The sequence below is a fragment of the Chthoniobacterales bacterium genome (assembly GCA_018883245.1).
Lineage (GTDB): Bacteria > Verrucomicrobiota > Verrucomicrobiia > Chthoniobacterales > JACTMZ01 > JACTMZ01.
Map to the genome: position 1 here is coordinate 1 of VEQL01000016.1, position 22,662 is coordinate 22,662.

The window sequence follows — 22,662 nt, forward strand, 5'->3', positions numbered from 1 at the left end:
GGGTGAAGTGACGCGGGGGTGTTTCTCGTGTTCAGGGAAGCGGAAGTTGACGAACCACTCCTGATAAAGGGAGCGAGCCATCGTCTCCAGAATCCGAATCCGCCGCTGGCTGTTTTCAATCAGCTCGTCGTATGCGGAAAGGATGCCTGAAACTCGACGCTGTGTGTTGAAGTCTTCGATGTAGCTGACCTCGAAGGCTCGGAGGTTCGCGAGGCTGATAAACGGCTGAGCGGCGCCTGAGCGCACATTTATTACGTTTGACCGGAACTCAGGGCTCAAAACGACATAGTAAAAATAGCTACCTTCTACCTTGTGGCTGTTTGGGCGAAATAGCGCGACGTTTTTGATGCTGAACTCGCGGTCATCTTTGACTAATGCAGTGTCACCAACTGAACCAATGTTGCTGAACAAGATGTCACCCCGTCGAGGCTTCACTCTCTTGCAGGCTTCTTCGTGGTCTTGCTGCGTGATGAAATCACAGGTTGAGAAATCAACCGTGCCGCCGGAGATGTTTTTTCCTTTAATGAACGGCACGCCGTCCTTTTGAAGTTTGGGGGAATCGTGCGTGCCATCAGTCACCAACTCACAAAGCTCCTCCATTCGCGCTCGTCGCAGTGTAGCCATCGTCACGCCTCCAAAATCTCCGCCACGTTGCGGGCGATGGTTTGTTCAAGCTCATGCGCTTGAGAGTTCAGGGCTTCGAGTTCTTCGTTGAGCGCTTCGAGTTGCTCCTTGAAGTCTTCGTCACTAACGGATTCGCCCGCCGAAACGCCGACGTAGCGACCAGGGTTCAGCGACCAACCCTGTGCTTTAATTTCATCGAGCGTGGCGGCTTTGCAGAGCCCCGCAATGTCCGTGTATTTCGGCTTCTTGCCGAAAACCTCCTTGAGCTTCTCCTCCGTCTCGCCGTCGCCCAGCGTGTAATCGGGCTCTTCGCCTCGGTAGATGCGGACAATGTTGGCAAGGAAGCCAATCTGTGCAGGTGTCCAGTCGCGAACGGCGCGGGTGACTTGGCGGTAGATATGCCTCGCATCAACGAAGAGAACTTTGTCCCTGCGGTCGGTCTTGCTCTTGCCCTTGTCGAGGAACCACAGCGTGCAGGGCAACGTCACCGTGTAGAACATATTCGAGCCGACTGCCACGACGGCATCGACAGCTTGCGCCTCGATGAGCCGCTGACGGATGTCCTGCTCGGAGGAGCGGGCATCGGAGGCAGAGTTTGCCATCACGAATCCCGCTCTACCCGCGTCGTTCAGTGCGGCGTAGAAAAGCTGAATCCAGAGGTAGTTCGCGTTGTCAGCACGTGGCAACCCGAACGGAAAACGTCTTCCCGCGCCTGTCTGGTCTTTGAGTCGCTCCTTATCGACCGAGTCCACGTTGAAGGGCGGATTGGCGAGGACGAAGTCGAATTTGCCGGTGAGTTTGTGCGGGTCGTCGTAGTAAGTGATGGCTTCACGGATGTCGCCCTCAAGTCCGTGGACAGCGAGGTTCATCCGGCAAAGCTTGGTTGTGTCGGCAACCTTCTCCTGCCCGAAAATGGATAACTTCGCGGTAGGGTTCGCTTTGTGCTCCGCAACGAAGCGGGCTGACGAGACGAACATTCCGCCAGAGCCGCAGGCTGGGTCGAGAATGCGCCCGTGGAACGGCTCCAAGACTTCCACGAGTAGGCGGACAATGCTCTCGGGCGTGTAGAACTCGCCGCCGCCTTGTCCCTCCTTCATCGCAAACTCACCGAGGAAATACTCGTAGATGCGCCCGAATGCATCGCCGCCGATGTCTGCGCGGATAGTCGAGAAAGCTTTGAGAAGCTCCTTGAGGAGCCGCGCATCGAAAGACTGGTAGCCCTTCGGCAACACGCCCGCGAGTTGCGGGTTGTCTCGCTCGATGGCGCTCATCGCGTCGTTGACAGCCTGCCCGAGGCTCTTTCCCCCGCGCCCGCCTTCGGGATACTCCAGCAGTTCCCCGAAGCGTGCGCCCTCGGGTAGGAATATCACACGCTCCGCGTGATACGCCGCCGGGTCATCGACAGGCGAGGCACGCCGCGAAGACTTGGCGGACTGCTTTTCGAGTTCCTTTCGTCGAGCCTCGAAGCGGGCATCGGCGAAGCGAAGGAAAATCAGACCGAGGACGGGCTGGGAGTATTGTGCCGAGGTCAGGCCGGAGTTGGCGCGAAGCTGGTCGGCGGCATCCCAAAGCCGCTTTTCGAGGGTCGTCTGGGCTTCGTTACTCGCGGAGGGGGCAACCCATTTCATATCTGGTCAGAGTAAAGCCCCTATTGCGTATCCAGAAGCAAATAGCACCCAACGAGGGCGGAAGTAGTGCATCATCACCCCATCTCCGGGCTTCCGCGAGACAAGCGCAAGCCTCTAGCGTGTCATAAGCGGGCGCGGGTGGAACAATCGGCGCAGTTTCGCTCGATGTGGGGCGGGATGTGGCGACCTTCCAATACGACGAACATTTTGCGGGGGGTGGTATCGAGATGTCGCCGTTGGCGATGCCGCGACCACGTGTTCTTGTCCGTCGATGCACAGGCAGCACACTCAGCGGACTCGCTCGAAGGATCTTCTGTAGCCTCCTCACGGGGGCGCCACACCTGCGCGATTTATACGGACGCAAAAGAAGAGACCGGGGGCTCTCGCAAAGCTTGTGCCCAGCTTCCGCAGAATGAATTCCTTGCGGGAGGTGTAAAACATGCTTATGAGTTCAAGTGTGGCTTTAATTAAGAGGCAAAACTTACTCCAAGCAGTCCAGACGGAACTTCCCCGCGGCTGTCCGCTCACTACGGAAGCAATGAGGGGACAGGGAGTGTCTTCGGCTTTGGCTTACCATTATTTGAAAAGCGGATGGCTCGTGCGTTTGGAGCGCGGTGTTTTTGCTTTTCCGCACGATAAGTTGCAGCGCGATGCTTGCATCAAGCTCTTGGCGACGCGGCTGTCTGGCCTTCATGTCGGGGGCAAGACGGCGCTTGGATGGCGGGGCTTCCGCCACAATCTTGCGGTGCGAGAGCGTCTCGTCTTGTGGGGCGATGCACGTGGAAAATTGCCTGCGTGGTTTCTCGCGCAATTTCCAGCCCGCTATGTTTCGAAACATCTTTTTTCAGCGGAGTTGCCCAAAGATTTTGGATTGAAGCCGCTCCCCGAAACTGCCGACGGCGCGCTGGTGTCCGTTCCGGAGCGAGCCCTGCTGGAGATGCTGAGCGATGTCGGGCAACAGCAGGGGGTGGAGGAGGCTCGGCATATCATGGAACTGCTTGTTTCAATACGAGGAGATGTTCTTGGGGTCCTACTCAAGTGCTGTGTCAGAGTGAAGGTTGTGCGTCTTTGCGTAACGTGGTCCGAGGATCTCGGACTCCCTTGGGCGGCGACGGCGCGGAAAGCGGCGGCCCGAAACCTCGGGCGCGGGAAGTGGAGCGGATTTACGCGAGATGGCAAACGGCTCATCCTGAAAGCCTGATGGACAAGCAATATATCGATACTGTCCGCCTTCTCTTGGAGGTTGCGCCGCGAGTTTTCCGCAATTCTCGCTTCGCCATGAAAGGAGGCACCGCGCTGAATCTGTTCGTGCGGAACCTGCCCAGGCTATCGGTGGATATCGACGTTGTGTTTGTCGAGCACACGATGCCAAGAGAAGCTGCCTTGGCGGAAATAGCTTCTTCGCTGTCCCAATTGGTCGGCGAGTTGAAAGGCTCGGGTTTGTCTGCGCGGACTCTATCAACGCAGGAAGGGGAGGAGGCGAAGATTCTTGTCGGCAAAGACAAGGCTCAGGTCAAAGTCGAGGTGAACTACAATTTTCGAGGCACGCTTCTGCCTGTGGAGAAGCGTCCCATTGTTGCGGAGGCGGGCGAACTTTTCTCCGTCGAGGTGAACTTGCCGGTGCTCGGGGAAGACGAGCTTTACGGCAGCAAAATGGTTGCCGCTCTGGATAGGCAGCATCCGCGTGATTTATTCGATATTCGCGAAATACTCGCCGCAAACGGACTTGGGGAGGGTGTGGTTGATTGCTTTGTTTGCTATCTCGCAGGGCATAGCCGCCCAATTCACGAGGTTTTATTTTCCACAGATCAACCTCTCGACCTCGCCTACGAGGGGGAGTTTCTTGGCCTAACCCGTGAATCTGTCTCGCTCGACGAATTGAAAGAGGCGCGTTCGCATCTGAGGGCATGTTTGGCCAACGCCTTGGAATTGCGGCATAGGGATTTCCTGCTCAGCGTGGCACGCGCCGAGCCGGAGTGGAGCTTGATGCCGTTCGAGCATCTGGCGGAGTTGCCGGCGCTACGGTGGAAGCAGGAAAATTTGCGAAAACTCAAAAAAACGAACCCCGAAAAATTCAGAAAGCAGGCCGACGAGTTGTTAAAGCGGCTGGGGTAGGACTATTGGCGATGGGGAGTTTTAGATGATGGGTGATCCCCAAGGGTGGTATTTTCACGGCCAAAAAACGGCCAATTTCAGGCCTCTCCCAGGAGTTTTTACTCCTTTATGGCGAGGCCCAAAGTGGGTGTTCATGACACGGCGCTTCAGCGCACGTCTCTCCTTATGAGGGGAGTGGGCAGGAGTGGATTCGAACCACTGAAGGCAAGAGCCAGCAGATTTACAGTCTGCCCCGTTTGGCCACTCCGGAACCTGCCCTGAATTGCGCGTCGTCTATGTCTCAAGAACCGACGCGCGGTTCGAGGACTATGCGTTTAATGACGATTTTTTCCAAGGGAAAGTTGTTGCGGTCAGTGCGTTGCCGGCTGATGGCATCGAGCACGTCGAGACCATCAAGCACGCGGCCGAAGACGGTGTATTGACCGTTGAGCGCAGGCATGGGCTTGAGCGTGACATAAAACTGGCTGCCGTTGGAGACGCGCGCGGGATTGATCTTGGTGTCGAGGCGCGCGGCGGCGACGGATCCCTTGACGTGCGGCAGACGGATCTCGGCCGGCACGGTCCAACCCGGGCCACCGGTGCCGGTGCGGTCTGTCGGGCCGCGCTTGCTGTAGGGGTCACCCGTCTGCACGAGCGTCCCGGGAAACGCGCGGTGAAACTGCATTCCGCGGTAATATTTTTGACGGACGAGCGTCTTGAAGTTTTCCACGTGCTGCGGGGCGGCGTTGTCATAGAGGCCGATGACGACGCGACGCAAATCGCGGTCGTCACCGATTTTGACATCCATCACGGCCACATCGGGGCCGAGTTGCTGCGCGTGCGAAGACGCAGACGCGGCGAGAAGGATCACGCCGGCAACCAAGGCGCGGAGGCACTGCTTCATCTCGGGACGGCTCAGCTTTCTTTCTTGGCCGGGGCGGTGGCTGACGGCGCGGGGGCGGGCAGCTTGTTCTCGACCTTGGCCTCCGAGCGGATGCTTTCGATCACGCCGCGGACGATCTCGCGGCGCTTGGGCTCCTCGAGGTAGCGCTTGATCTGCTCCTTTGATTCGTCAAAGGACAGCGTGCCGGGAGCTTTGCGTCCGGTGACTTTGATCACGTGCCAGCCGAACTGGGTCTTCACCGGCTCCTTGCTGATTTCGCCTTCTTTGAGGGCAAAAGCGGCATTGGCGAACTCCGGAACCATGCGCTCCTTCGGGAAAAAGTTGAGGTCGCCGCCGGATTCTTTGGCGCCGGGTTCTTCCGAGACTTCTTTGGCGACTGCGGTGAAGTCTTCTTTTTTCTTGGTCACGCGTTCGAGGGCGGCTTCTGCGGCTTTCTTTTTCTCGGCCACGACTTCGTCGTTTGCGCCCTCGGGGATGCGGATGAGGATATGGCTGGCGCGAACCAACTCGGGTTGCTCGAACTCCTTTTTGTTCTCGTCGTAGAATTTTTTCACGTCCGCATCGGCAACTTTGTCTTTGTCGGCGATCTGGGACTTCATCCAAGTCTGCTGCTGCATGCTGCGCTTAACATCGTCGCGGAACGCGGTCTCGGTGACGCCGGCTTTGGTCATTTCGCTCTTGAAGACGTCCTCGCTGGGGAATTGGCCCTTGATCTTTTTGATTTCGGCCTCCAAGTCGGCGTCCTTGATTTCAACGGAGGAAGCTTTGCGCGAGACGAGCTTGTCGATGATGAGTTGGTCGAGGATCTCGCGATATCCGGCCATTTTTTGTTCGGCCGTGAGATCCGCCGCGTTCATGCCGGATGAGGCGAGGGCATTGTTGAAGGCGTCCTGGAGATCCGCTCGGGAAATTTTTTCGCCTTCGACCACGGCGACGGGATCCGGCAGATCGACGCTCTCGCTTTTGGCGTCGCCTTTGGGAGTCTGCGCGTGAAGCGACAATGAGCACGCAGTGAAGACAAACAGAAGGGCGGCTGCCCGGCGGATGACTGATTTCATAGGAGCCGGGAGTCTGGCAGGGGCGGGCATGCCCGGCCAGAGGTTTTTCAGGCTCGCTCCCGCTGGAGCCAATCGAGCATTGCCCTGTGGCGGCCCGCGAAAATGACCGGGAAAACAAACCGCGCAAGCACCCAGTCGGCCGGCCGCCCGCCGCGCCGGGGTGGAAGACGGAATGTGACGCGGTCGGTCATGACCGTGCCCGAGTCGTCGTGCGCCGGTTCGAAAAGGTGCTCGTGCTGCCAAAAAGAAAACGGGCACTCCACGCCGGTATCGACCAGCACGGATGGCGGATCGACTTTTTGCCATTGCCCGGTCCAGCGAAGCACGAAGGGCCCCGTCTGCACAACCACGGTGAATTGCTCCCCGACGGCGGCGGTCTCCTTCGCCTCGATCCGGCGTATATTCATGCCCGACGGCGCGACAATACGAAGGTTGCGGGGGTTTTCGTGGAACCTCCAGAGCCTGCAGGGACTGGCAGGCAGGGTGATCGATCGCGTGTAGAGAGCCATGGAAAATCGGGGTGCCGGTTCCAGCCGGGGATGGTTTTCTTTATTGCAATCGCTTGATCCAGCCAATAAGCGTTTCCATTCAATCCAACCAAATTCTTATGTCCGACAAACCCATCGAAGAAAGAGTCAAAGAAATCATCGTCAAAGAGCTCAGTGTCAATCCCGAGCAAGTGACGCCTACCGCGTCATTCATCGAGGATCTCGGTGCCGATTCGCTCGACACCGTGGAGCTGGTCATGGCTTTCGAGGAGGAGTTCGGCGTTGAAGTTCCCGACGAGGAGGCAGAGAAGCTGCAAACCGTCGGCGATGTGGTCAAATACATCGAAGCGAACAAAAAGTAAGCGGATTTTGCCGGGCTGTCCCGGCGCGTCTTGTCACAGCCCCGGGGCCGCGCTCCGGGGCTGTTTTCTTTGCGGACGCGGCGTGCACGGCTATTTGTTTTTCATATGGGGACATTAGCTTCCGGCGAGATCGAACGGTATGCGCGGCAGATGGCGCTGCCGGAGTTCGGACATGAGGGGCAGGAAAAGCTGGCGCGGGCGCGTGTTCTTCTTGTCGGTGCGGGGGGACTCGGCTCGCCGGCGGCGCTTTATCTGGCCTCCGCCGGCGTGGGCGCCCTCGGCATTGTCGATCCGGACAAAGTCGAGTTGTCGAATCTGCATCGGCAAATCCTCCATGGAACCGCGGACCGCGGGCGCCCGAAGGTTGACTCGGCCAAAGACCGCCTGCACGCCGCGAATCCGCATGTGCGCGTGAAAGCGATCTGCGACCGCTTGACGGCGGAGAATGCCGTGGAGCTGATCCGGGGGTGGGATGTGGTGATCGATGGTTCGGACAATTTTCCGACACGCTATGCATCCAACGACGCCTGTGTGGTGCTGGGCATCCCGAATGTTTATGGATCCGTGTGGCGTTTCGAAGGGCAGGTGGCCGTCTTTGCCCCGCACCTTGGCGGACCTTGTTACCGGTGTGTGAATCCGCGTGCGCCGGAACCGGGCGAAGCTCCCTCCTGCGCAGAGGCCGGCGTGCTCGGCGTCATGCCCGGACTCGTCGGAATCTTGCAGGCGCTCGAGGCGATGAAACTCGTCACCGGCATCGGCGATCCGCTGCTCGGACGTTTGCTGCACATCGATGCGCTCGGCGTGAAATTTCGCGAGTTCGGGTTGCGGAATGATCCCCAGTGCGAGCGCTGTGCGCCCGGCCGTCGCGACAAGCCATTGGCGCAGGAGGGGACGGGTTGCGCAAGCGGGATGGATCCGGGCATCGACGAAATCAATGTTGGCGAACTCGATGCCGTGCGTAAATCGGGACGTCCTCACGTCCTCCTCGACGTGCGCGAGGCCTGGGAACTGTCCGTCGCGCGGCTGGACCCTTGCCTGCACATTCCGCTGGGTGAGTTGCCGGCCCGAACGGGAGAGATTCCGCGCGACATCCCGGTCTATGTCATGTGCCATGGCGGCGTGCGAAGTGCACGCGCGGTGGAGTTTCTGCGAGGCTCGGGTTTTGGCGCGGCCGTCAACGTGCGGGGAGGAATCGCCGCGTGGTCGCAAGAAATCGACTCTGGCGTTCCGACCTACTAACATTCACACACGTGCATTCGATTTTGACAGGCGAAGAAGGACTAAAAGCGGCGCTTGGCCGTATTCCGAGCGGGCTCTATGCCGTGGGCGCAACACTTGAAGGCCGGCGCACGGGAATGTTGTGCAGTTTTGTCGAACAGGCGGGGTTCGAGCCGCCGATGATCAGCATCTCGCTCGGAAAAGACAGGCCGCTCCGCGCCGTCCTGGAGCATGGTGGCCTTTTTGCCGTCAATATTCTTGGATCCGAGGACAAAAAGATTCTCGCGGCCTTCGCCTCGGGGCGTGAGGAGGATCCCTTCGCTTCGTTCAAGCTGTTGGACAACGGCCACGGTCTTCCGCAGTTGGCCGATGCGTTGGCGTGGCTCGCGTGCCGGTGCCGCGGTTCGGTCGCCGCCGGCGACCACGTCGTGTATGTGGCCGAAGTCATGGAAGGCTGCTTGCACCGTGAGGAAGGGGAGCCGATGATCCGCGTCCGCAAAAATGGATTCGCCTACTGAAATGGATTTCCTGTTCGAAGTCTTGCGCTGCCCGCGCACGGGGCAAAAGCTGCATGAGGAAGGCGGACGATTGGTGACGGAGGATGGCAAGCTGGCTTACCGCATGGACCACGGGATTCCGGTGCTTTTGCCGGACGAGGTTTCGGAGGTGCTGTCATGACCGAGCTTGAGACACTGCGCCACTCTTGCGCCCATGTGTTGGCGGAGGCCGTTTTGCGCCTCTGGCCCGAAGCGCAATTTGCCGCCGGTCCCCCGGTCGAGCAGGGCTTTTACTACGACGTCGATTTGTCCCACCGCATTTCGCCCGAGGACTTTCCCAAGATCGAAGCCGAGATGGCGAGGATCATCGCGGACGATCAGCCGTTCGAGCGCAGCGTGGTTTCGCGCTCGGAGGCAATGGAACTCGGACGTCATGGCAAGCTTGCGGCTCTGGGCGAGCGCGGCGTTCCGAGTCGCTACAAGTTGGATATTCTCGAAGGCATACCCGACGGCGAGGAGATCAGCCTTTACCGCAATGGCGCGTTCACCGACCTCTGCGCCGGGCCGCACGTTGCCTCAACGGGAAAAATCGGGGCATTTGCCCTCACCGCGGTTGCCAGCGCCTACTACAAGGGCGACGAGAAAAATCCGCAGCTCCAGCGAATCTACGGCATCGCGTTTTCCACGAAGGACGAACTCGCGAAATGGCGCGAAATGATGGAAGAGGCGCGCAAGCGTGATCACCGCAAGCTCGGGCGCGAGCTGCAACTTTTTCACGTGGATGACGCGGTCGGCGCAGGTCTCATCCTTTGGACTCCCAAGGGTGCGGTGGTCCGGCAAGAATTGCAGGATTTCATCAGCGAGGAACTCCGCAAGCAGGGCTACGAACAAGTGTTCACGCCGCACATCGGTCGCCTCGAGCTTTACCGCACGTCGGGCCACTATCCTTACTACTCCGACTCGCAATATCCGCCGCTGGTCGAGCGGGAGACACTCCATCGCCTTGCGGAGGATGGGTGTTCCTGCGCCGATCTGGCCGCGCGCCTCGAGAAGGGCGAGGCCGAAGGCTATCTGCTCAAGCCGATGAATTGCCCGATGCACATCAAGATCTTTGCTTCGCAGCCGCGCAGCTACCGCGATTTGCCCGTGCGCCTGGCCGAGTTCGGCACCGTTTACCGCTGGGAGCAGTCGGGGGAACTCAACGGCATGACCCGCGTGCGCGGCTTCACGCAGGACGACGCGCATCTCTTTGTCACCGAGGACCAGATGGCGGCGGAAATCCAGGGGTGCCTCGACCTGGTCAAAAAAGTTTTCTCCGTTTTCCGCATGGCCGATTACCGCGTGCGGCTCGGCTTGCGCGAGCCGGGCTCGGACAAATATGTCGGACGCCCCGAGGACTGGGAGCGCGCCGAAGAGGCCTGCCGTCAGGCCGCCAAGACCCTCGGTGTTCCCTACACCGAGGAGAGGGGAGAGGCCGCGTTCTACGGGCCGAAGATCGACTTTGTCGTGCGCGATGTGATCGGGCGCGAGTGGCAGCTCGGGACGGTTCAAGTCGATTTCCAACTGCCGGAGCGCTTCGAGTTGCACTACACGGGCGCGGACAACAAGCCGCACCGCCCTGTGATGATCCACCGCGCACCGTTCGGCTCCATGGAGCGTTTTGTCGGCGTTCTCATCGAGCACTTTGCCGGGGCTTTTCCCGTGTGGCTTTCGCCCGAGCAAGCGCGCGTGCTTCCCGTTTCCGAGAAGGTCGCGGACTACGCCCGCGAAGTTGTGCAAGCACTCAAGTCGGCCGGCGTCCGGGCGACGGCCGATGAGTCGCAGGACAAACTCGGCGCCAAGATTCGCCTTGCGCAGGTCGAGAAAGTGCCTTACATGCTCGTGGTAGGCGGCAAGGAGGCCGAGTCGCGGCAGGTTTCTGTGAGAAGCCGTAAAGCCGGTGACGAAGGCGCCTTGGGCCTGGAAAACTTTGTTGAGCGCATTAAAAACGAAATCAGTGAACGAGTCCTGTAGTCACTCCTGACATCCCGCACGCTCACGGGATCACATCACCGCAAACGCTTGTCCTTCTCACGCACTCCACAGCCGCCCGCGATACGGGTCAACCACCGCATCCGCGCGCGCGAAGTCCGCGTCATCAACGGCGCCACCAACGAGCAACTCGGCGTGCTGAAGTTGCCCGATGCCCTCCGGAAAGCCGAAGAATTGGGTTTGGATCTCGTCGAAGTCGCGCCGAATGCCAATCCGCCCGTCTGCCGCATCGTCAACTTCGGGAAATACCGCTACGAACTGGCCAAGCAGGAGAAGGACCGCAAGTCGCACGCGGGCAAGGTCAAAGAAGTGAAGTTCCGGGTGAACATCGACAACCACGACTACCTGACCAAGGTCCGTCACGCCGAGGAGTTCCTCGACAAAGGCAACAAGCTCAAGATCCAGCTGCAGTTCCGCGGGCGCCAGATGGCGCACCAGGAATTGGGAATGGCCGTGGTCAAGCGCGTCCGCGAGGATCTTGCCACCATGGGTCATGTCGACATGGAGCCCAAGCTCGTCGGTCGCGCTATCAACATGACCATGAGCCCGCTCCCGGCAAACAAGCGCAAGCGGAAGTTCGCACCCATGGAAGTGGAGCCGGAAGACGACAGCGCTGTTCCGGACGAGACGGACGACTAGATCAAGGTCGCTGAAGTCCGCTGCAACGTCGCAGCAGATCCGGCGCCGCTGACGGGATCAGCGGATGATGCCGCGCTCGCTCGACTCGATGAATGCGCAGAGTTCCGCGATCTCGGGAATGCCCGGCAATTCTGTGCGGATGGCCTCGACCGACTGCTTCACGTTGAGTTTGCCGCGATAGAGAATGCGGTAAGCTTCCTTGAGCGCGCGGATGGTCTCCGGCGCGAAGCCTGCGCGCTCAAGGCCTACCTGATTGACGCCGCGGACTTCGGCAGGATTGCCGTCTGCGATGAAAAAGGGCGGAACGTCTTGGACGATTTTCGAGCATCCGCCCGTGATGGCGTGCCGCCCGACCCGGCAGAATTGGTGGATGGCGGTGAGGCCGCCGATGACCGCGTGATCGCCAACATGCACGTGCCCCGCAAGCGTGCCGTTGTTGGAGAAGATCACCTTGTCTCCGACCAAGCAGTCATGCGCGATGTGCGAGTATGCGAGAAAATTTCCACCGTTTCCGATGATGGTTTTCGTGCCCGGAAGAGTGCCGCGGTTGACCGTGCAAAATTCGCGGAACACGTTTCCATCGCCGATTTCGAGAAAGGTAGGCTCGCCTTCGTATTTGAGATCCTGGGTCTTTTGTCCGATCGACGTGTAGGCGTGGAAAAAGTTTCCGCGGCCGACGCGGGTCGGGCCCATCATGGTCACGTGGTTCTGGAGTTCGGTATCCTCGCCGATGACGACGCCCGGCCCGATGATGCAGTAGGGGCCGATACGCGCGCCGGAATGCACCTGCGCCGCGGGATCCACGATGGCGGTGGGGTGGATCATTCGGAGACGAGGCCGAAAAGAAGTGTGCCCTCGCTCACAACCTCGCCGTTGACCGTGCAGGAGCAGGCGGCCCGGGCCATGGTTTTGCGCGAGCGGGTGAGTTCGCAGTGGATGAACAACGTGTCGCCGGGAAAGACAGGCTTCCGGAACTTCACCTCGTCCGCACTCATGAAGTAGCCGATTTTTCCGGAGTTCTGCGTGTTGAGCATCATGAGGATGCTGGCGACCTGCGCCATGGCCTCGACCTGCAGGACACCGGGCATCACCGGGTGGCCCGGGAAGTGGCCTTGGAAGAAGGGTTCATTGATGGTGACGGACTTCACGCCGGTGCATTTCGAGTCCCCCTCGAATGCCACGATGCGATCGACCATGAGGAAAGGATAGCGGTGCGGGAGAATCTTCATGATCTCCGTGGTGGGAAGCACGCGTTCCCCGACGGGCAGCTTGGCCGGCGGGATCATCGCCATCATTTTCGCGTGTTCCTTGGCGATTGCCGCAGCCAGCTCGGTATTGGGCCCGTGGCCGGGTTTCACGGCCACGACATGCCCGAGTATCGGGCGCCCGACCAGGGCAAGATCGCCGACGATATCGAGGATCTTGTGCCTCACGAATTCGTCGGGGAAGCGCAGGGGTTCCTTGCTCAGAACCGAGTCGCCGCGGATCACGATCGCGTTCTCCAGACTGCCGCCGCGGATCAGGCCTTTCTGCATCAATGGTTCAACATCCTCGTAATGGACAAACGTGCGGGCCGACGCGATTTCTTTCTCGTAGTTCTCCGCGGTGATTTCCACGCTGAGGTATTGCGTGTGGTTCCCGTCCGGTCCCGCCTGCGTGCAAGAGACGCGGAAGCTGGTGTCCGGCAGGACAACGAGGATCGATCCGTTTTTCGTCTGGATGGCGACCGGCTCGCGGATTTCGCAGTAGCGGCGAGGTGCGTCTTGCTCGACGATGCCCGCTTTTTTGATCAAGGCCACATAGGGCGCGGCGCTGCCGTCGCCGATCGGCGGCTCGTTGGCGTCCATGTCGATGAGCGCGTTGTCTACACCGAGCCCGGTGAGTGCGGAGAGGATGTGCTCCACGGTGTGGACCTTCACATTGCCATCAACCAAAGTGGTGGCGCGCTCGACAGTGCGGACGTTGGCCGCTAGCGCATCGACGATAGGCGCATCCTTGAGGTCGGACCGGCGGAACTTGAACCCGTGGTCGGTCGGCGCGGGGTGGATTGTCAGGGTGACTTTTTCACCGGTGTGGAGAGAGACGCCGGAAAGCGAGGCGGCAGAAGCAAGAGTGCGTTGATTTTGCATGTGGGCGAAGGAGTTGCGTTTTGTGGCAGGCCGAGGCGGCCATCGCAAAGACTCCGCACGATGTCGCCATCGGGGCACGTAGCGATGGATTTGAAATAGTATGAGTCGGACGGGCGCTTCGAGGCAATCTTCGAGACGGATCGGGGACGACTGTGGATCAGGCCGGTTCGCTAGGCGTGCACTTGATGTCCCGGCGAGCGATAATTTTCCAGAAATGGCGCATCCAATCGAACGCACCGGAGCCGGCCAGAGTGTCGGTGCGGACAGTTTCAGCGTTGTCGCGGAGGGCGAAGGCTGGATTGTCGTGGACAAGCCGGCAGGTTTGCTCACTCATCCGACCCGGCCGGATGGCACTCCGACTTTGTGGGAAGGACTCCGGTCGCTTCTGGCCTACGAAATGGCCAACCGCGGCAAGATTTCCATCATCACGCGCTTGGATCGCGAGACCAGCGGTTTGGTTCTGCTGGCGGTCACGCGGGAATGCGCGCGTTCTCTGGGCCTGGCCATGCAACGCGGCGCCATTGCCAAGGAATACCAAGCCATCGTGCGCGGCTGGCCTTTATGGGAGGAGACCGTGATCGACGCGCCGATCGAGAGGCAGGGTGAAGTGCGCAAGTCGGACGTCTGGCTGAAGCGTTGCGTGGATGAACGCGGGGCGGCGGCACTGACGACGGTGCAGGTGGAAAAGCGTTTCGAGCAGCGCGGCGAGCGCTTTGCCCTTGTGCGCGCGCGACCGCGCACCGGCCGGACGCACCAGATCCGAGTCCATCTCGCCCATGCAGGACATCCTCTCGTCGGTGACAAAATTTACGGCGGGCGCGGGGGCGCCGCCTACCTGGAATTTATCGAAAGGGGATGGACCCCCGCGTTGGCGGACGAACTCCTCTTGCCGCGTCACGCGCTGCATGCGAGCAGACTTGAGTTTCCCACCTCCGAGGGTTTTCGCCAGGCGGAGAGCGGGTTGCCGGAGGACTTGGCTTTTTTCGCATGCGAGAATCGTAAATGATGGAGGTTTCATGACCCAGTGCTGTCACGGTAAATCCAAGCTCCAGCGCCAGCCGGTGATCGTGGCTGCGGGTGCGCGTTACATCTGTCCGATGCATCCCGACGTTTCGCAGGATCATCCCGGTGACTGTCCGAAATGCGGGATGGCTTTGGAGGCTGAGGGCATCACGTCGGCGCAGGACGACTCCGAGCTGCGGGACATGACGCGCAGGTTCGTGGCGGCGGCCGTGTTGTCAGTGCCCGTGGTGGTCCTCGCCATGGCGCACATTTTTCCCGGTTCCGCGTTGGCGCATTGGAGCATGGGACGGTTCTCGCTCTGGCTGCAGGCGGTATTGACCACAGCGGTTCTTTTCGGATGCGGATGGCCGCTGCTGTTCCGCGCATGGCGATCGGTCGTCAACCGTTCAGCCAACATGTTCACTTTGATCGCGGTGGGGACGCTCTCTGCGTGGGGATTCAGCATGGCCGTCGTGGTTTTTTCGGCGACGAGTGGCCCCGTTTATTTCGAGTCTGCCGCGGTCATTGTTGCTTTGGTGCTCTTCGGGCAGATCCTCGAATTGCGCGCGCGCCGCCGCACAGGTGACGCACTTCGTGCTCTCATGGACCTCTCGCCGGCAACGGCATGGAAAGTTGACGCCAACGACCGGGCGGACGAGGTGGCTCTTGAGACGGTCGGCAAAGGCGACGTTATCAGGGTCAAACCCGGAGGAAAAATCCCTGTGGATGGAACTGTGATTTCGGGACATAGCTCCCTCGACGAATCCATGCTCACTGGCGAGTCATGGCCTGTGGAGGTTGTTGCCGGGTCCAAGGTGCGCGCCGGAACACTCAATCTTGCCGGAGCTATCGATTTGCGTGCGGAAGAAGTGGGAGCCGCAACCTTGCTCTCCCAAATCGTCGGCATGGTTGCGCAGGCCCAGAGGGCGCGGGCGCCAGTGCAGGATCTTGCCGATCGTATTTCTGCGGTTTTCGTCCCTGCAGTCGTTGTTTCTGCGCTGCTGTCGTTTGCCGCCTGGATGTTTTTCAGCGGATCTTTGTCTTCCGCGATCACGGCATCGGTTTCCGTCCTTATCATCGCATGCCCGTGCGCCATCGGCCTTGCCGTGCCCGTTTCCATCGCCGTGGGCGTTGGACGCGCAGCGAGGGAAGGTGTTTTGGTGAGGCAGCCCGCCGCGCTGGAACGCATGGAAAAGACCGACACTATCTGCGTGGATAAGACGGGCACGCTTACCGAAGGACGGCCCGAAGTCGTGGAATGCCTTCTTGCTCCGGGCGCGGATGAGTCGCTTTTTTGGTGCTTGGTCGGTTCCCTAGAATCGCGCAGCGGGCATCCTTTGGCCGAGGCGATTGCGCGGGAGGCGGTGAAGCGCGGTGCGGAGCAAGCTGCGGTCACGGACTTCCACTCCGAAGCGGGGCATGGCGTCAGCGGCATGTGCCGCGGCTTGCAAGTGCGCGCCGGGACGCCGGCGTTCGTTGGGACGAGCGATACTCCGGTGCACGGGCAGGGCGCGCGCTCGCGTGTGGACATTTCAGTCGATGGCGGCTGGATAGGCACGCTGATGCTGGATGATTCCGTGAAGCCGTCGGCCCGGGCAGCGCTTGACGAACTTCAGAGCGGGGGAAGGAAGATCGTGATGTTGACCGGCGACTGCGAAAGTGTCGGCGAACACGTTGCGAGAACTTTGGGCATCACGGAATTTTATGCGGGCATGACGCCTGCTCAAAAAGCAGAAGTGGTCGGCGCCCTCCAGTCGGCCGGAAGGGTGGTCTGCATGGCGGGTGATGGCGTGAACGACGCGCCTGCGCTCGCTGCGGCGGATACCGGCATCGCCATGGGAGCCGGCAGCGACGTGGCCAAGGAGACGGCTGATCTTGTGTTGGTTCACGGTTCGCTGCAGGGGATCGTGCGGGGGTTCGCCCTCGGCAAAGCGATCATGCGCAACGTTCGGCAAAATCTGTTTCTCGCGTTCGCCTACAACTTGCTCGGGATTCCTCTCGCTGCAGGAGTGTTTTACCCGCTGACCGGCTGGCTTCTCAGTCCGATTGTCGCCGGGGCGGCCATGAGCCTGAGTTCGGTGTCGGTAATCGCCAATGCCTTGCGCCTGAATCGCACCGGAATTGGGGCGTGAAGGTAGCCACGAGTGTGCTATGTTGTGCGCTTGTTATGACTGACTATCTGCGGGTGGCCGGGATCCTTCTGGAGGTCTTGCTGCTTTTCAACCTTATCATTGTCGCCCACGAACTCGGGCATTTTCTCGCTGCGCGCTGGCGCGGGTTGGTGGTGGAAAAGTTCGGCATCTGGTTCGGCAGGCCACTGTGGAAAAAGACGATAGGAGGGGTCGAATACAGCCTCGGATCCATTCCGGCAGGCGGGTTTGTCGCGCTGCCACAACTCGCCCCGATGGAGTCCGTCGAGGGCGAGAGCAAGCATGACCGCTCCGCTCTTCCGCCTGTCAGCGCGATGGACAAAATCATCGTCGCGCTGTCGGGTCCCGCGGCCAGCATGGCCTTGGCCTTGCTCTGCGCCGTCCTGGTCTGGGCGGTCGGTCGTCCCGTGAGCGAAGCCGAGAGCACTACGGTCATCGGCTATGTGGTCCCCGATGGTCCGGCGGCCAAGGCAGGCTTGCTGCCGGGTGACCGGATTCTTGAGGTCAACAACCACGCGGTGACCAAGTTCTCCGGCATGGGCAACATGCGGCAGAGCGTCAGCTGGAACGTGGTGCGCAGCGAAGAACCGCTTGTTCCGGTGAAGTTCGAACGCGATGGGGTCATCAAGACCGTGGAGGTCGAACCGACGCTGCCCGTCCGTGAAGGGTGGGGGCGCAAAAAGCTTCGCGACATCGGTATCCGCCCGGCCCAGACGCCCATGGTGGCACGTGTTTTTCCCGACAGCCCCGCAGCTCTTGCCGGCCTGCATCCGCGCGACCTCATCGTCGCCGTGGATAATCAGCCGTTGAGAAGTCTCGCCTCGCTCAGTGAATATTTGGACACGCACAAGGCCGGGGAACCGGTGACGCTGACGGTCAAACGCGATCAAGAAACGCTCGCCGTCACGGTCATCCCCCAGGTGCCGGAAGGCGACAGCAAACCGCGTATCGGAATTTTGTGGGACGACCGCGGCCTGACGACCCTCGTCCATCCCAATCCGTGGGAGCTTGTGGTGGGAAGCGTGCGAACAATGCTGGACACGCTGTCGGCCGTCTTTTCCCCGCGCAGCGACATCAAGGCCGAGCATTTAAGCGGGCCCGTGGGCATCATGCGCATCTACTATTTGCTGTTCGAGTCGCCGGACGGTTGGCGTTTGGCGCTGTGGTTCAGCGTCGTCTTGAACGTCAATCTGGCTCTTCTCAACCTTCTCCCGATTCCGGTGCTGGATGGCGGCCACATCGTGCTTGCTATCATCGAAGCGGTGCGGCGTCGCCCGGTAAGCGCGCGCGTTTTGGAAAAAGTCCAGGGCGCTTTCGCGATGCTCATCATCGGCTACATGCTTTACATAACGTTTTTCGATGTCGTCGATTTGCCATGGCGCCGGGCACCCGAACCGTCCGCTCCGGAGTTGAAATTCTCGCCGGATAAAACCACCCCGGCCCCAACCGTGCCATGACGCAGCGGCTTCCGCCGCCGTTTTACCCGAGTCGCCGCCGTTCGCGGGAAGTCCGCATCGGCGATGTCGGCCTCGGGGGTGACAACCCCGTGCGTGTGCAGTCGATGATCACCTGCGACACGATGGACACGGAAGCGAGCGTGGCGGAGTCACGGGCGCTGGCAGACGCGGGCTGCGAGATTGTGCGCATCACAGCGCCGACGGTGAAGGACGCCCGCAATCTCGAAGTCATCGCAAAAGGACTTCGAGACGGAGGCTGCGATGTGCCGTTGGTGGCAGATATCCATTTCAAGCCCGAGGCGGCGATGGAATCGGCAAAGTGGGTCGAGAAGGTGCGGGTGAACCCGGGAAACTACGCGGATTCCAAAAAATTCGCCGTGCGGGAATACACCGACGAGCAATACGCGGCCGAGATCGGGCGAATCCGGGAAAAATTTGCACCCTTGGTTCAAGCGTGCCGCGAGCGCGGGGTGGCAATGCGGATCGGCACGAACCACGGCTCGCTCAGCGACCGGATCATGAACCGGTATGGCGACACGCCGCTCGGCATGGTTGAAAGCGCTCTGGAATTCGCCCGCATTGCGCGCGACCTCGGCTACCACGATTTCGTTTTTTCCATGAAGGCGTCGAATCCCAAGGTGATGATCGAGGCCTACCGCCTGCTTGTTTCGCGGCTCGAGGCCGAGGGCGCCGATTGGAATTATCCGATCCATCTCGGCGTGACCGAAGCCGGGGACGGCGAGGACGGGCGCATCAAGAGCGCGGTGGGGATCGGGGCACTTCTTGCAGACGGTATCGGCGACACGATCCGTGTCAGCCTAACGGAGGACAGCATTCACGAGATTCCGGTCGCCCGTGAGTTGGTGAACTTGTTCGCCGGAAAGTGCGAGGGGTGGACCGGTCCGGAGAGGGTTTCGTTCGATCCGTTCACCTACGCGCGCCGCGCGAGTGCGCGGATGCTGGTGAACGGCGTGGCGGTCGGCGCCGACGAAGTTCCGCGCGTGGTGGTCACGCGCAAGCATTACGATGCGGTGGCCCACAAACTTGCCGGGCTGGGGGACTTCCAGCCGGAACTCGTTTACGAGGATCTGGCAGCGGTCGAGATCGACCCGCGCGATTTGCAGGATGTCGCGGCAGTGAACGGACGGAAGGAGCCCTGTCTTGTGACGGTCAAAGACGGAATCGGCATGCCGGTAATCGCCGCGTTCCGCCTTCTCGCTTCGAGAGTCGAGTCACGGCATCCCATTTTGCTGAAGGACACGCTCGTCCCCCATCCGGACCCCCAGACGCCGTTTATTCGGACATTGCTGGCTGCCTCGGCGCGCTTGGGATCGCTCCTGTGTGACGGGATCGGCGATGCGGTCCTGTTGCGCACCGAGGATGCTCCGGGCCAGACCCTGCGGCTTGCTTACAACATTCTGCAAGCCGTCGGTGCGCGTATTTTCAAGACCGACTATGTGGCTTGCCCGAGTTGCGGGCGAACGCTCTTCAATCTTCAGGAAACAACAGCGCGGATCAAAGCCGCAACGCAACATCTCAAAGGCGTAAAAATCGCCATCATGGGATGCATCGTCAATGGTCCCGGCGAGATGGCCGATGCGGACTTCGGCTACGTGGGGGGAGCGCCGGGCAAAGTGAATCTTTACGTGGGCAAGAAACCGGTGAAATTCAATATTCCCGAAGCTGAGGCCGTGGACCGGCTCGTCGATCTTATCAAAGAGCATGGCCGGTGGATGGAATTGCCGGTGCACGCGGCGGTTGCAGAAGGTTCGGTCTCCGCCTAATTTTCCTTTGGCGGGTGGCCGGCGGCCGCTGCGCGGTTCGCCCGTGCAGAGGAAAGTCCGGACACCTCGGGGCAGCACGCCGCGCGCAAGCGCGGGGCCGACGGACGCAAGTCCGCCGCCACGGATAGTGTCGCAGAAAATATACCGCCCGCTTCGGCGGGTAAGGTTGAAATGGCGGGGTAAGAGCCCACCGCCCCGAGAGCAATCGAGGGGGCAGGACAAACCCCGTGCGGTGCAAGACAGAACAGGAATGACGGCCCGCCCCGGCCGCCCCGCGCAAGCAGGGCACATTCCGGGTATTAGTCGCACCCTGCGAAAGCGGGGCGCCGGCGCGAGCCGGTGAGAGAAATGGCCGCCCGGACGGTTCGCCGTCCGACAGAATCCGGCTTACGGCCACCCGCCCTTTTCAATGCGCCGAAGCCTTCTCGGCGCCGAGACCGGTGTTGGCGCGAACCTGCATCTCGGTGAATTTGTCTGCGGAGGGAATGTCCTTGGACAACATTGTTCCGAGCCAAGCTCCGAAGAATCCCAAAGGTATGCTGACGAGTGCCGGGTTTTTGAGCGGGAACAAAGGCTCCTTCATGAGGTCGGGGCTGACCAAGATGAGAACAATGCTGGAGACAAGACCGGTCAGCAGCCCTGCGACGGCACCTGCCGTGTTGAACCTTTTCCAGTAAAGCGAAAAGACCATCACGGGAAGGTTGGCGCTGGCGGCAACAGCAAAAGCGAGGCCGACGAGGAAGGCGACATTGACGCCGGGGCCCAAGGCGATCGCTATCGCAATAGACGCCGCGCCGACGACAAAAGCCGTGATGCGGGCAACGCGAACCTCCTCCCCGGGTGCCTGTTCCTTGCCGTGGTGGATGACATTGACAAAGAAATCGTGGGCGAAGCTCGTGCTTGCGCTGATGGTCAGCCCGGCGACAACAGCCAGAATCGTGGCGAAGGCCACCGCGCAGATAAATGCGAAGAAAACTTCCCCACCAAGCACGCGCGCCAACTCCGGTGCCGCCATGTTGGTTCCCCCGTTGGCCGCGATGTGGTCCGGGCCCAAAAGACTTGCGGCGCCGAAACCAAAAAAAGTGGTCATGATGTAAAACAGACCGATGATCAGCATGGCCCAGACCACGCTGGCGCGCGCCGTCTTGGCGTCCGGCACTGTGTAGAAACGAATCAAAATGTGCGGCAGGCCGGCGGTCCCGAGGAGAAGCGCCATGCCGAGGGAAATTTGATCCCAGGGATTTTTGAATATCAGGCCCGGCGTTAGAAAGTTCCGCGTCACCGTTTGTCCGTCGGCCGCGGTGGAGGTGATCGCCGTGAGGGAAGCAAAGAATTCGCCGAGGTTGAAGTGGTAGCGCTCGAGCACGAGGATGCTGAGTAAAATGCTGCCGGCGATCAGCAGCACGGCTTTGATGATTTGCACCCACGTAGTTGCCAGCATGCCGCCGAACACGACGTAAACGACCATGAGCACACCCACGCCGATCACCGCGACTTCGTAGGAGGCACCGGGTATCAGTTGGCGGACAAGCACACCTGCACCGACCATCTGGGCGATCATGTAAAAAACGGAAACCGTCAAAGTGCTGAGCGACGCGGCAGCGCGAACGGGGCGAGGTTTGAGCCGGTAGGCCAGCACGTCCGCCATCGTGTATTTTCCGGCGTTGCGGAGGGGTTCGGCCACGATGAAAAGAACGGTCAGGTATGCCACCAGAAATCCGACGGAATACATGAAGCCGTCGTAACCGTTCATCGCGATCATTCCCGCGATCCCGAGAAAGCTGGCGGCGCTCATGTAGTCGCCGGCCACGGCTAGGCCGTTTTGCCATCCGGTGATACGGCGCCCGGCGGCGAAGAAGGCGCTGGCGTCCGACGATTTGCGCGCGCTGATCCATGTGATGACCAGCGTTGCCGCCACGAAGGCGAGGAACATCCAGAGCGAAGTCTGGCTGCCGGAGGAAGCGGGTGCGGCTGTCATGACTCAGCGGTGTTGCGCCCCGTATTTGCTCAGCAACTCGTGCTCGCTTTTGTCCCAGCGGGCAGCCGCCGCCACATAAATGCCGGCGAGAATCCACGCCATGAAGAACTGCGAGAGCGCATAAAAATAGGCGATGTTCATATCACCCCAGATCTTTTTCTCCATCAGGGAAGGGAACCACCCGACCCCCACAGGCAGGAGGAAATAATAGACAACGAAGAAGATCGTGGCCGGAACAATGAGGCGCAGCTTCGATCGCCGCAACTCGGCGAAGCCGGGATCGGCGGCAATGCTCGTCCATAGAGGCCGCCCGCCGTCCTCTTCCGCGGTCAATTCATGATCGGGTTTCCGCCCGGTGCGGCCGAGCGGCGCGATGTCCGTCTGGGAACCAACGATTGCAGTATAGTCGCGGTTGGTGGGAGTGTCTGGGGATGACATGCGGCGGATATGAGCAGGAGATGCGGCTCGTGGAAAGTTCGGAATCGCGATTACGGAGCCCTGCTTGCTTGACGCTTGCGGAATGATGATTCCGGCCGGCGTGTCAATGGCCTGCGCAACGATCGAAATTGTGCCGGGCGCGAAACCCCGTCTTTTGAGGCGTGAGCCTAAAATTGTCAGA

Annotated in this window: 20 protein-coding genes, 1 tRNA gene and 1 other RNA gene; 13 read left to right on the forward strand and 9 right to left on the reverse strand. The window is 60.5% G+C overall.

The features are described from left to right. Window positions 1-624, reverse strand: a 624-nt coding sequence (locus FGM15_07185) for a restriction endonuclease subunit S (protein MBU3665644.1), incomplete at its 3' end; no start/stop codon positions are given. A gap of 2 nt (window positions 625-626) precedes the next feature. Beyond that, entirely contained in the window at window positions 627-2,252 is a 1,626-nt protein-coding gene (locus tag FGM15_07190; GenBank protein ID MBU3665645.1) for an SAM-dependent DNA methyltransferase, read from the reverse strand. A 439-nt stretch (window positions 2,253-2,691) separates the two neighbouring features. Here FGM15_07190 and FGM15_07195 point away from each other — a divergent pair, with 439 nt between their 5' ends. Next, window positions 2,692-3,453: a hypothetical protein gene (locus FGM15_07195; protein ID MBU3665646.1), complete on the forward strand. Its 762-nt coding sequence runs from the start codon at window positions 2,692-2,694 to the stop codon at window positions 3,451-3,453. Beyond that, a complete protein-coding gene (locus FGM15_07200) occupies window positions 3,453-4,367 on the forward strand; it encodes a nucleotidyl transferase AbiEii/AbiGii toxin family protein (GenBank protein ID MBU3665647.1) in 915 nt (304 codons plus the stop codon). The genes FGM15_07195 and FGM15_07200 overlap by 1 nt, the downstream gene beginning before the upstream one ends. 175 nt (window positions 4,368-4,542) lie before the next feature. On the opposite strand, the gene FGM15_07205 is transcribed toward FGM15_07200, so the two are convergent. The 3 genes from FGM15_07205 to FGM15_07215 all read right to left on the reverse strand — a co-directional run bounded on the left by FGM15_07205 (window position 4,543) and on the right by FGM15_07215 (window position 6,614). Then, window positions 4,543-4,625 (reverse strand) — tRNA-Tyr (locus FGM15_07205). 22 nt (window positions 4,626-4,647) lie between these two features. Beyond that, window positions 4,648-5,154, reverse strand: a complete 507-nt coding sequence (locus FGM15_07210; protein MBU3665648.1) for a peptidylprolyl isomerase — start codon at window positions 5,152-5,154, stop codon at window positions 4,648-4,650. Between the two features lie 107 nt (window positions 5,155-5,261). Next, the gene (locus FGM15_07215) at window positions 5,262-6,614 is read right to left on the reverse strand and encodes a hypothetical protein (protein MBU3665649.1); all 1,353 of its coding nucleotides are present in this window, start codon (window positions 6,612-6,614) and stop codon (window positions 5,262-5,264) included. 301 nt (window positions 6,615-6,915) lie between these two features. On the opposite strand from FGM15_07215, the gene FGM15_07220 reads away from it, so the two are divergent. The 6 genes from FGM15_07220 to FGM15_07245 all read left to right on the forward strand — a co-directional run bounded on the left by FGM15_07220 (window position 6,916) and on the right by FGM15_07245 (window position 11,543). Next, on the forward strand, window positions 6,916-7,158 hold the full coding sequence (locus tag FGM15_07220; protein ID MBU3665650.1) for an acyl carrier protein: 243 nt from the start codon (window positions 6,916-6,918) through the stop codon (window positions 7,156-7,158). Between the two features lie 105 nt (window positions 7,159-7,263). Then, a complete protein-coding gene (gene moeB, locus FGM15_07225; protein MBU3665651.1) occupies window positions 7,264-8,397 on the forward strand; it encodes a molybdopterin-synthase adenylyltransferase MoeB in 1,134 nt (377 codons plus the stop codon). Then, window positions 8,358-8,894, forward strand: coding sequence for a flavin reductase family protein (locus tag FGM15_07230; protein ID MBU3665652.1), 537 nt, complete (start codon window positions 8,358-8,360; stop codon window positions 8,892-8,894). The genes moeB and FGM15_07230 overlap by 40 nt, the downstream gene beginning before the upstream one ends. Further along, window positions 8,878-9,054 carry a Trm112 family protein gene (locus tag FGM15_07235; GenBank protein MBU3665653.1) on the forward strand — a complete coding sequence of 59 codons (177 nt, stop codon included), beginning with the start codon at window positions 8,878-8,880 and terminating at the stop codon, window positions 9,052-9,054. The genes FGM15_07230 and FGM15_07235 overlap by 17 nt, the downstream gene beginning before the upstream one ends. Then, window positions 9,051-10,886 carry a threonine--tRNA ligase gene (locus FGM15_07240; GenBank protein MBU3665654.1) on the forward strand — a complete coding sequence of 612 codons (1,836 nt, stop codon included), beginning with the start codon at window positions 9,051-9,053 and terminating at the stop codon, window positions 10,884-10,886. The genes FGM15_07235 and FGM15_07240 overlap by 4 nt, the downstream gene beginning before the upstream one ends. A 48-nt stretch (window positions 10,887-10,934) precedes the next feature. Then, window positions 10,935-11,543 carry a translation initiation factor IF-3 gene (locus FGM15_07245; GenBank protein ID MBU3665655.1) on the forward strand — a complete coding sequence of 203 codons (609 nt, stop codon included), beginning with the start codon at window positions 10,935-10,937 and terminating at the stop codon, window positions 11,541-11,543. A 57-nt stretch (window positions 11,544-11,600) separates the two neighbouring features. Here FGM15_07245 and lpxA read toward each other — a convergent pair whose 3' ends face one another. Together lpxA and FGM15_07255 are read right to left on the reverse strand one after the other, a co-directional pair. Beyond that, entirely contained in the window at window positions 11,601-12,368 is a 768-nt protein-coding gene (lpxA, locus tag FGM15_07250; protein ID MBU3665656.1) for an acyl-ACP--UDP-N-acetylglucosamine O-acyltransferase, read from the reverse strand. Further along, the gene (locus tag FGM15_07255) at window positions 12,365-13,672 is read right to left on the reverse strand and encodes a bifunctional UDP-3-O-[3-hydroxymyristoyl] N-acetylglucosamine deacetylase/3-hydroxyacyl-ACP dehydratase (GenBank protein MBU3665657.1); all 1,308 of its coding nucleotides are present in this window, start codon (window positions 13,670-13,672) and stop codon (window positions 12,365-12,367) included. The genes lpxA and FGM15_07255 overlap by 4 nt, the downstream gene beginning before the upstream one ends. A 214-nt stretch (window positions 13,673-13,886) precedes the next feature. Between FGM15_07255 and FGM15_07260 the strand changes: the two genes are divergently transcribed. The 5 genes from FGM15_07260 (at window position 13,887) to rnpB (ending at window position 20,471) form a co-directional block, all read left to right on the forward strand. After that, a complete protein-coding gene (locus FGM15_07260; GenBank protein ID MBU3665658.1) occupies window positions 13,887-14,678 on the forward strand; it encodes an RNA pseudouridine synthase in 792 nt (263 codons plus the stop codon). A gap of 10 nt (window positions 14,679-14,688) precedes the next feature. Then, window positions 14,689-16,806 (forward strand): cadmium-translocating P-type ATPase, encoded by a 2,118-nt coding sequence (gene cadA, locus FGM15_07265; protein MBU3665659.1) that lies wholly within the window; start codon window positions 14,689-14,691, stop codon window positions 16,804-16,806. Between the two features lie 35 nt (window positions 16,807-16,841). Next, window positions 16,842-18,281 carry an RIP metalloprotease RseP gene (rseP, locus tag FGM15_07270; GenBank protein ID MBU3665660.1) on the forward strand — a complete coding sequence of 480 codons (1,440 nt, stop codon included), beginning with the start codon at window positions 16,842-16,844 and terminating at the stop codon, window positions 18,279-18,281. After that, entirely contained in the window at window positions 18,278-20,065 is a 1,788-nt protein-coding gene (ispG, locus tag FGM15_07275) for a (E)-4-hydroxy-3-methylbut-2-enyl-diphosphate synthase (protein MBU3665661.1), read from the forward strand. The genes rseP and ispG overlap by 4 nt, the downstream gene beginning before the upstream one ends. 9 nt (window positions 20,066-20,074) lie before the next feature. After that, window positions 20,075-20,471, forward strand: an RNA gene (rnpB, locus tag FGM15_07280) — RNase P RNA component class A. Here rnpB and FGM15_07285 read toward each other — a convergent pair. Both FGM15_07285 and FGM15_07290 read right to left on the reverse strand, forming a co-directional pair. After that, the gene (locus FGM15_07285) at window positions 20,472-22,043 is read right to left on the reverse strand and encodes a sodium/solute symporter (protein ID MBU3665662.1); all 1,572 of its coding nucleotides are present in this window, start codon (window positions 22,041-22,043) and stop codon (window positions 20,472-20,474) included. 3 nt (window positions 22,044-22,046) lie between these two features. Further along, entirely contained in the window at window positions 22,047-22,481 is a 435-nt protein-coding gene (locus FGM15_07290) for a DUF485 domain-containing protein (GenBank protein MBU3665663.1), read from the reverse strand. Window positions 22,482-22,662: the final 181 nt, after the last annotated feature.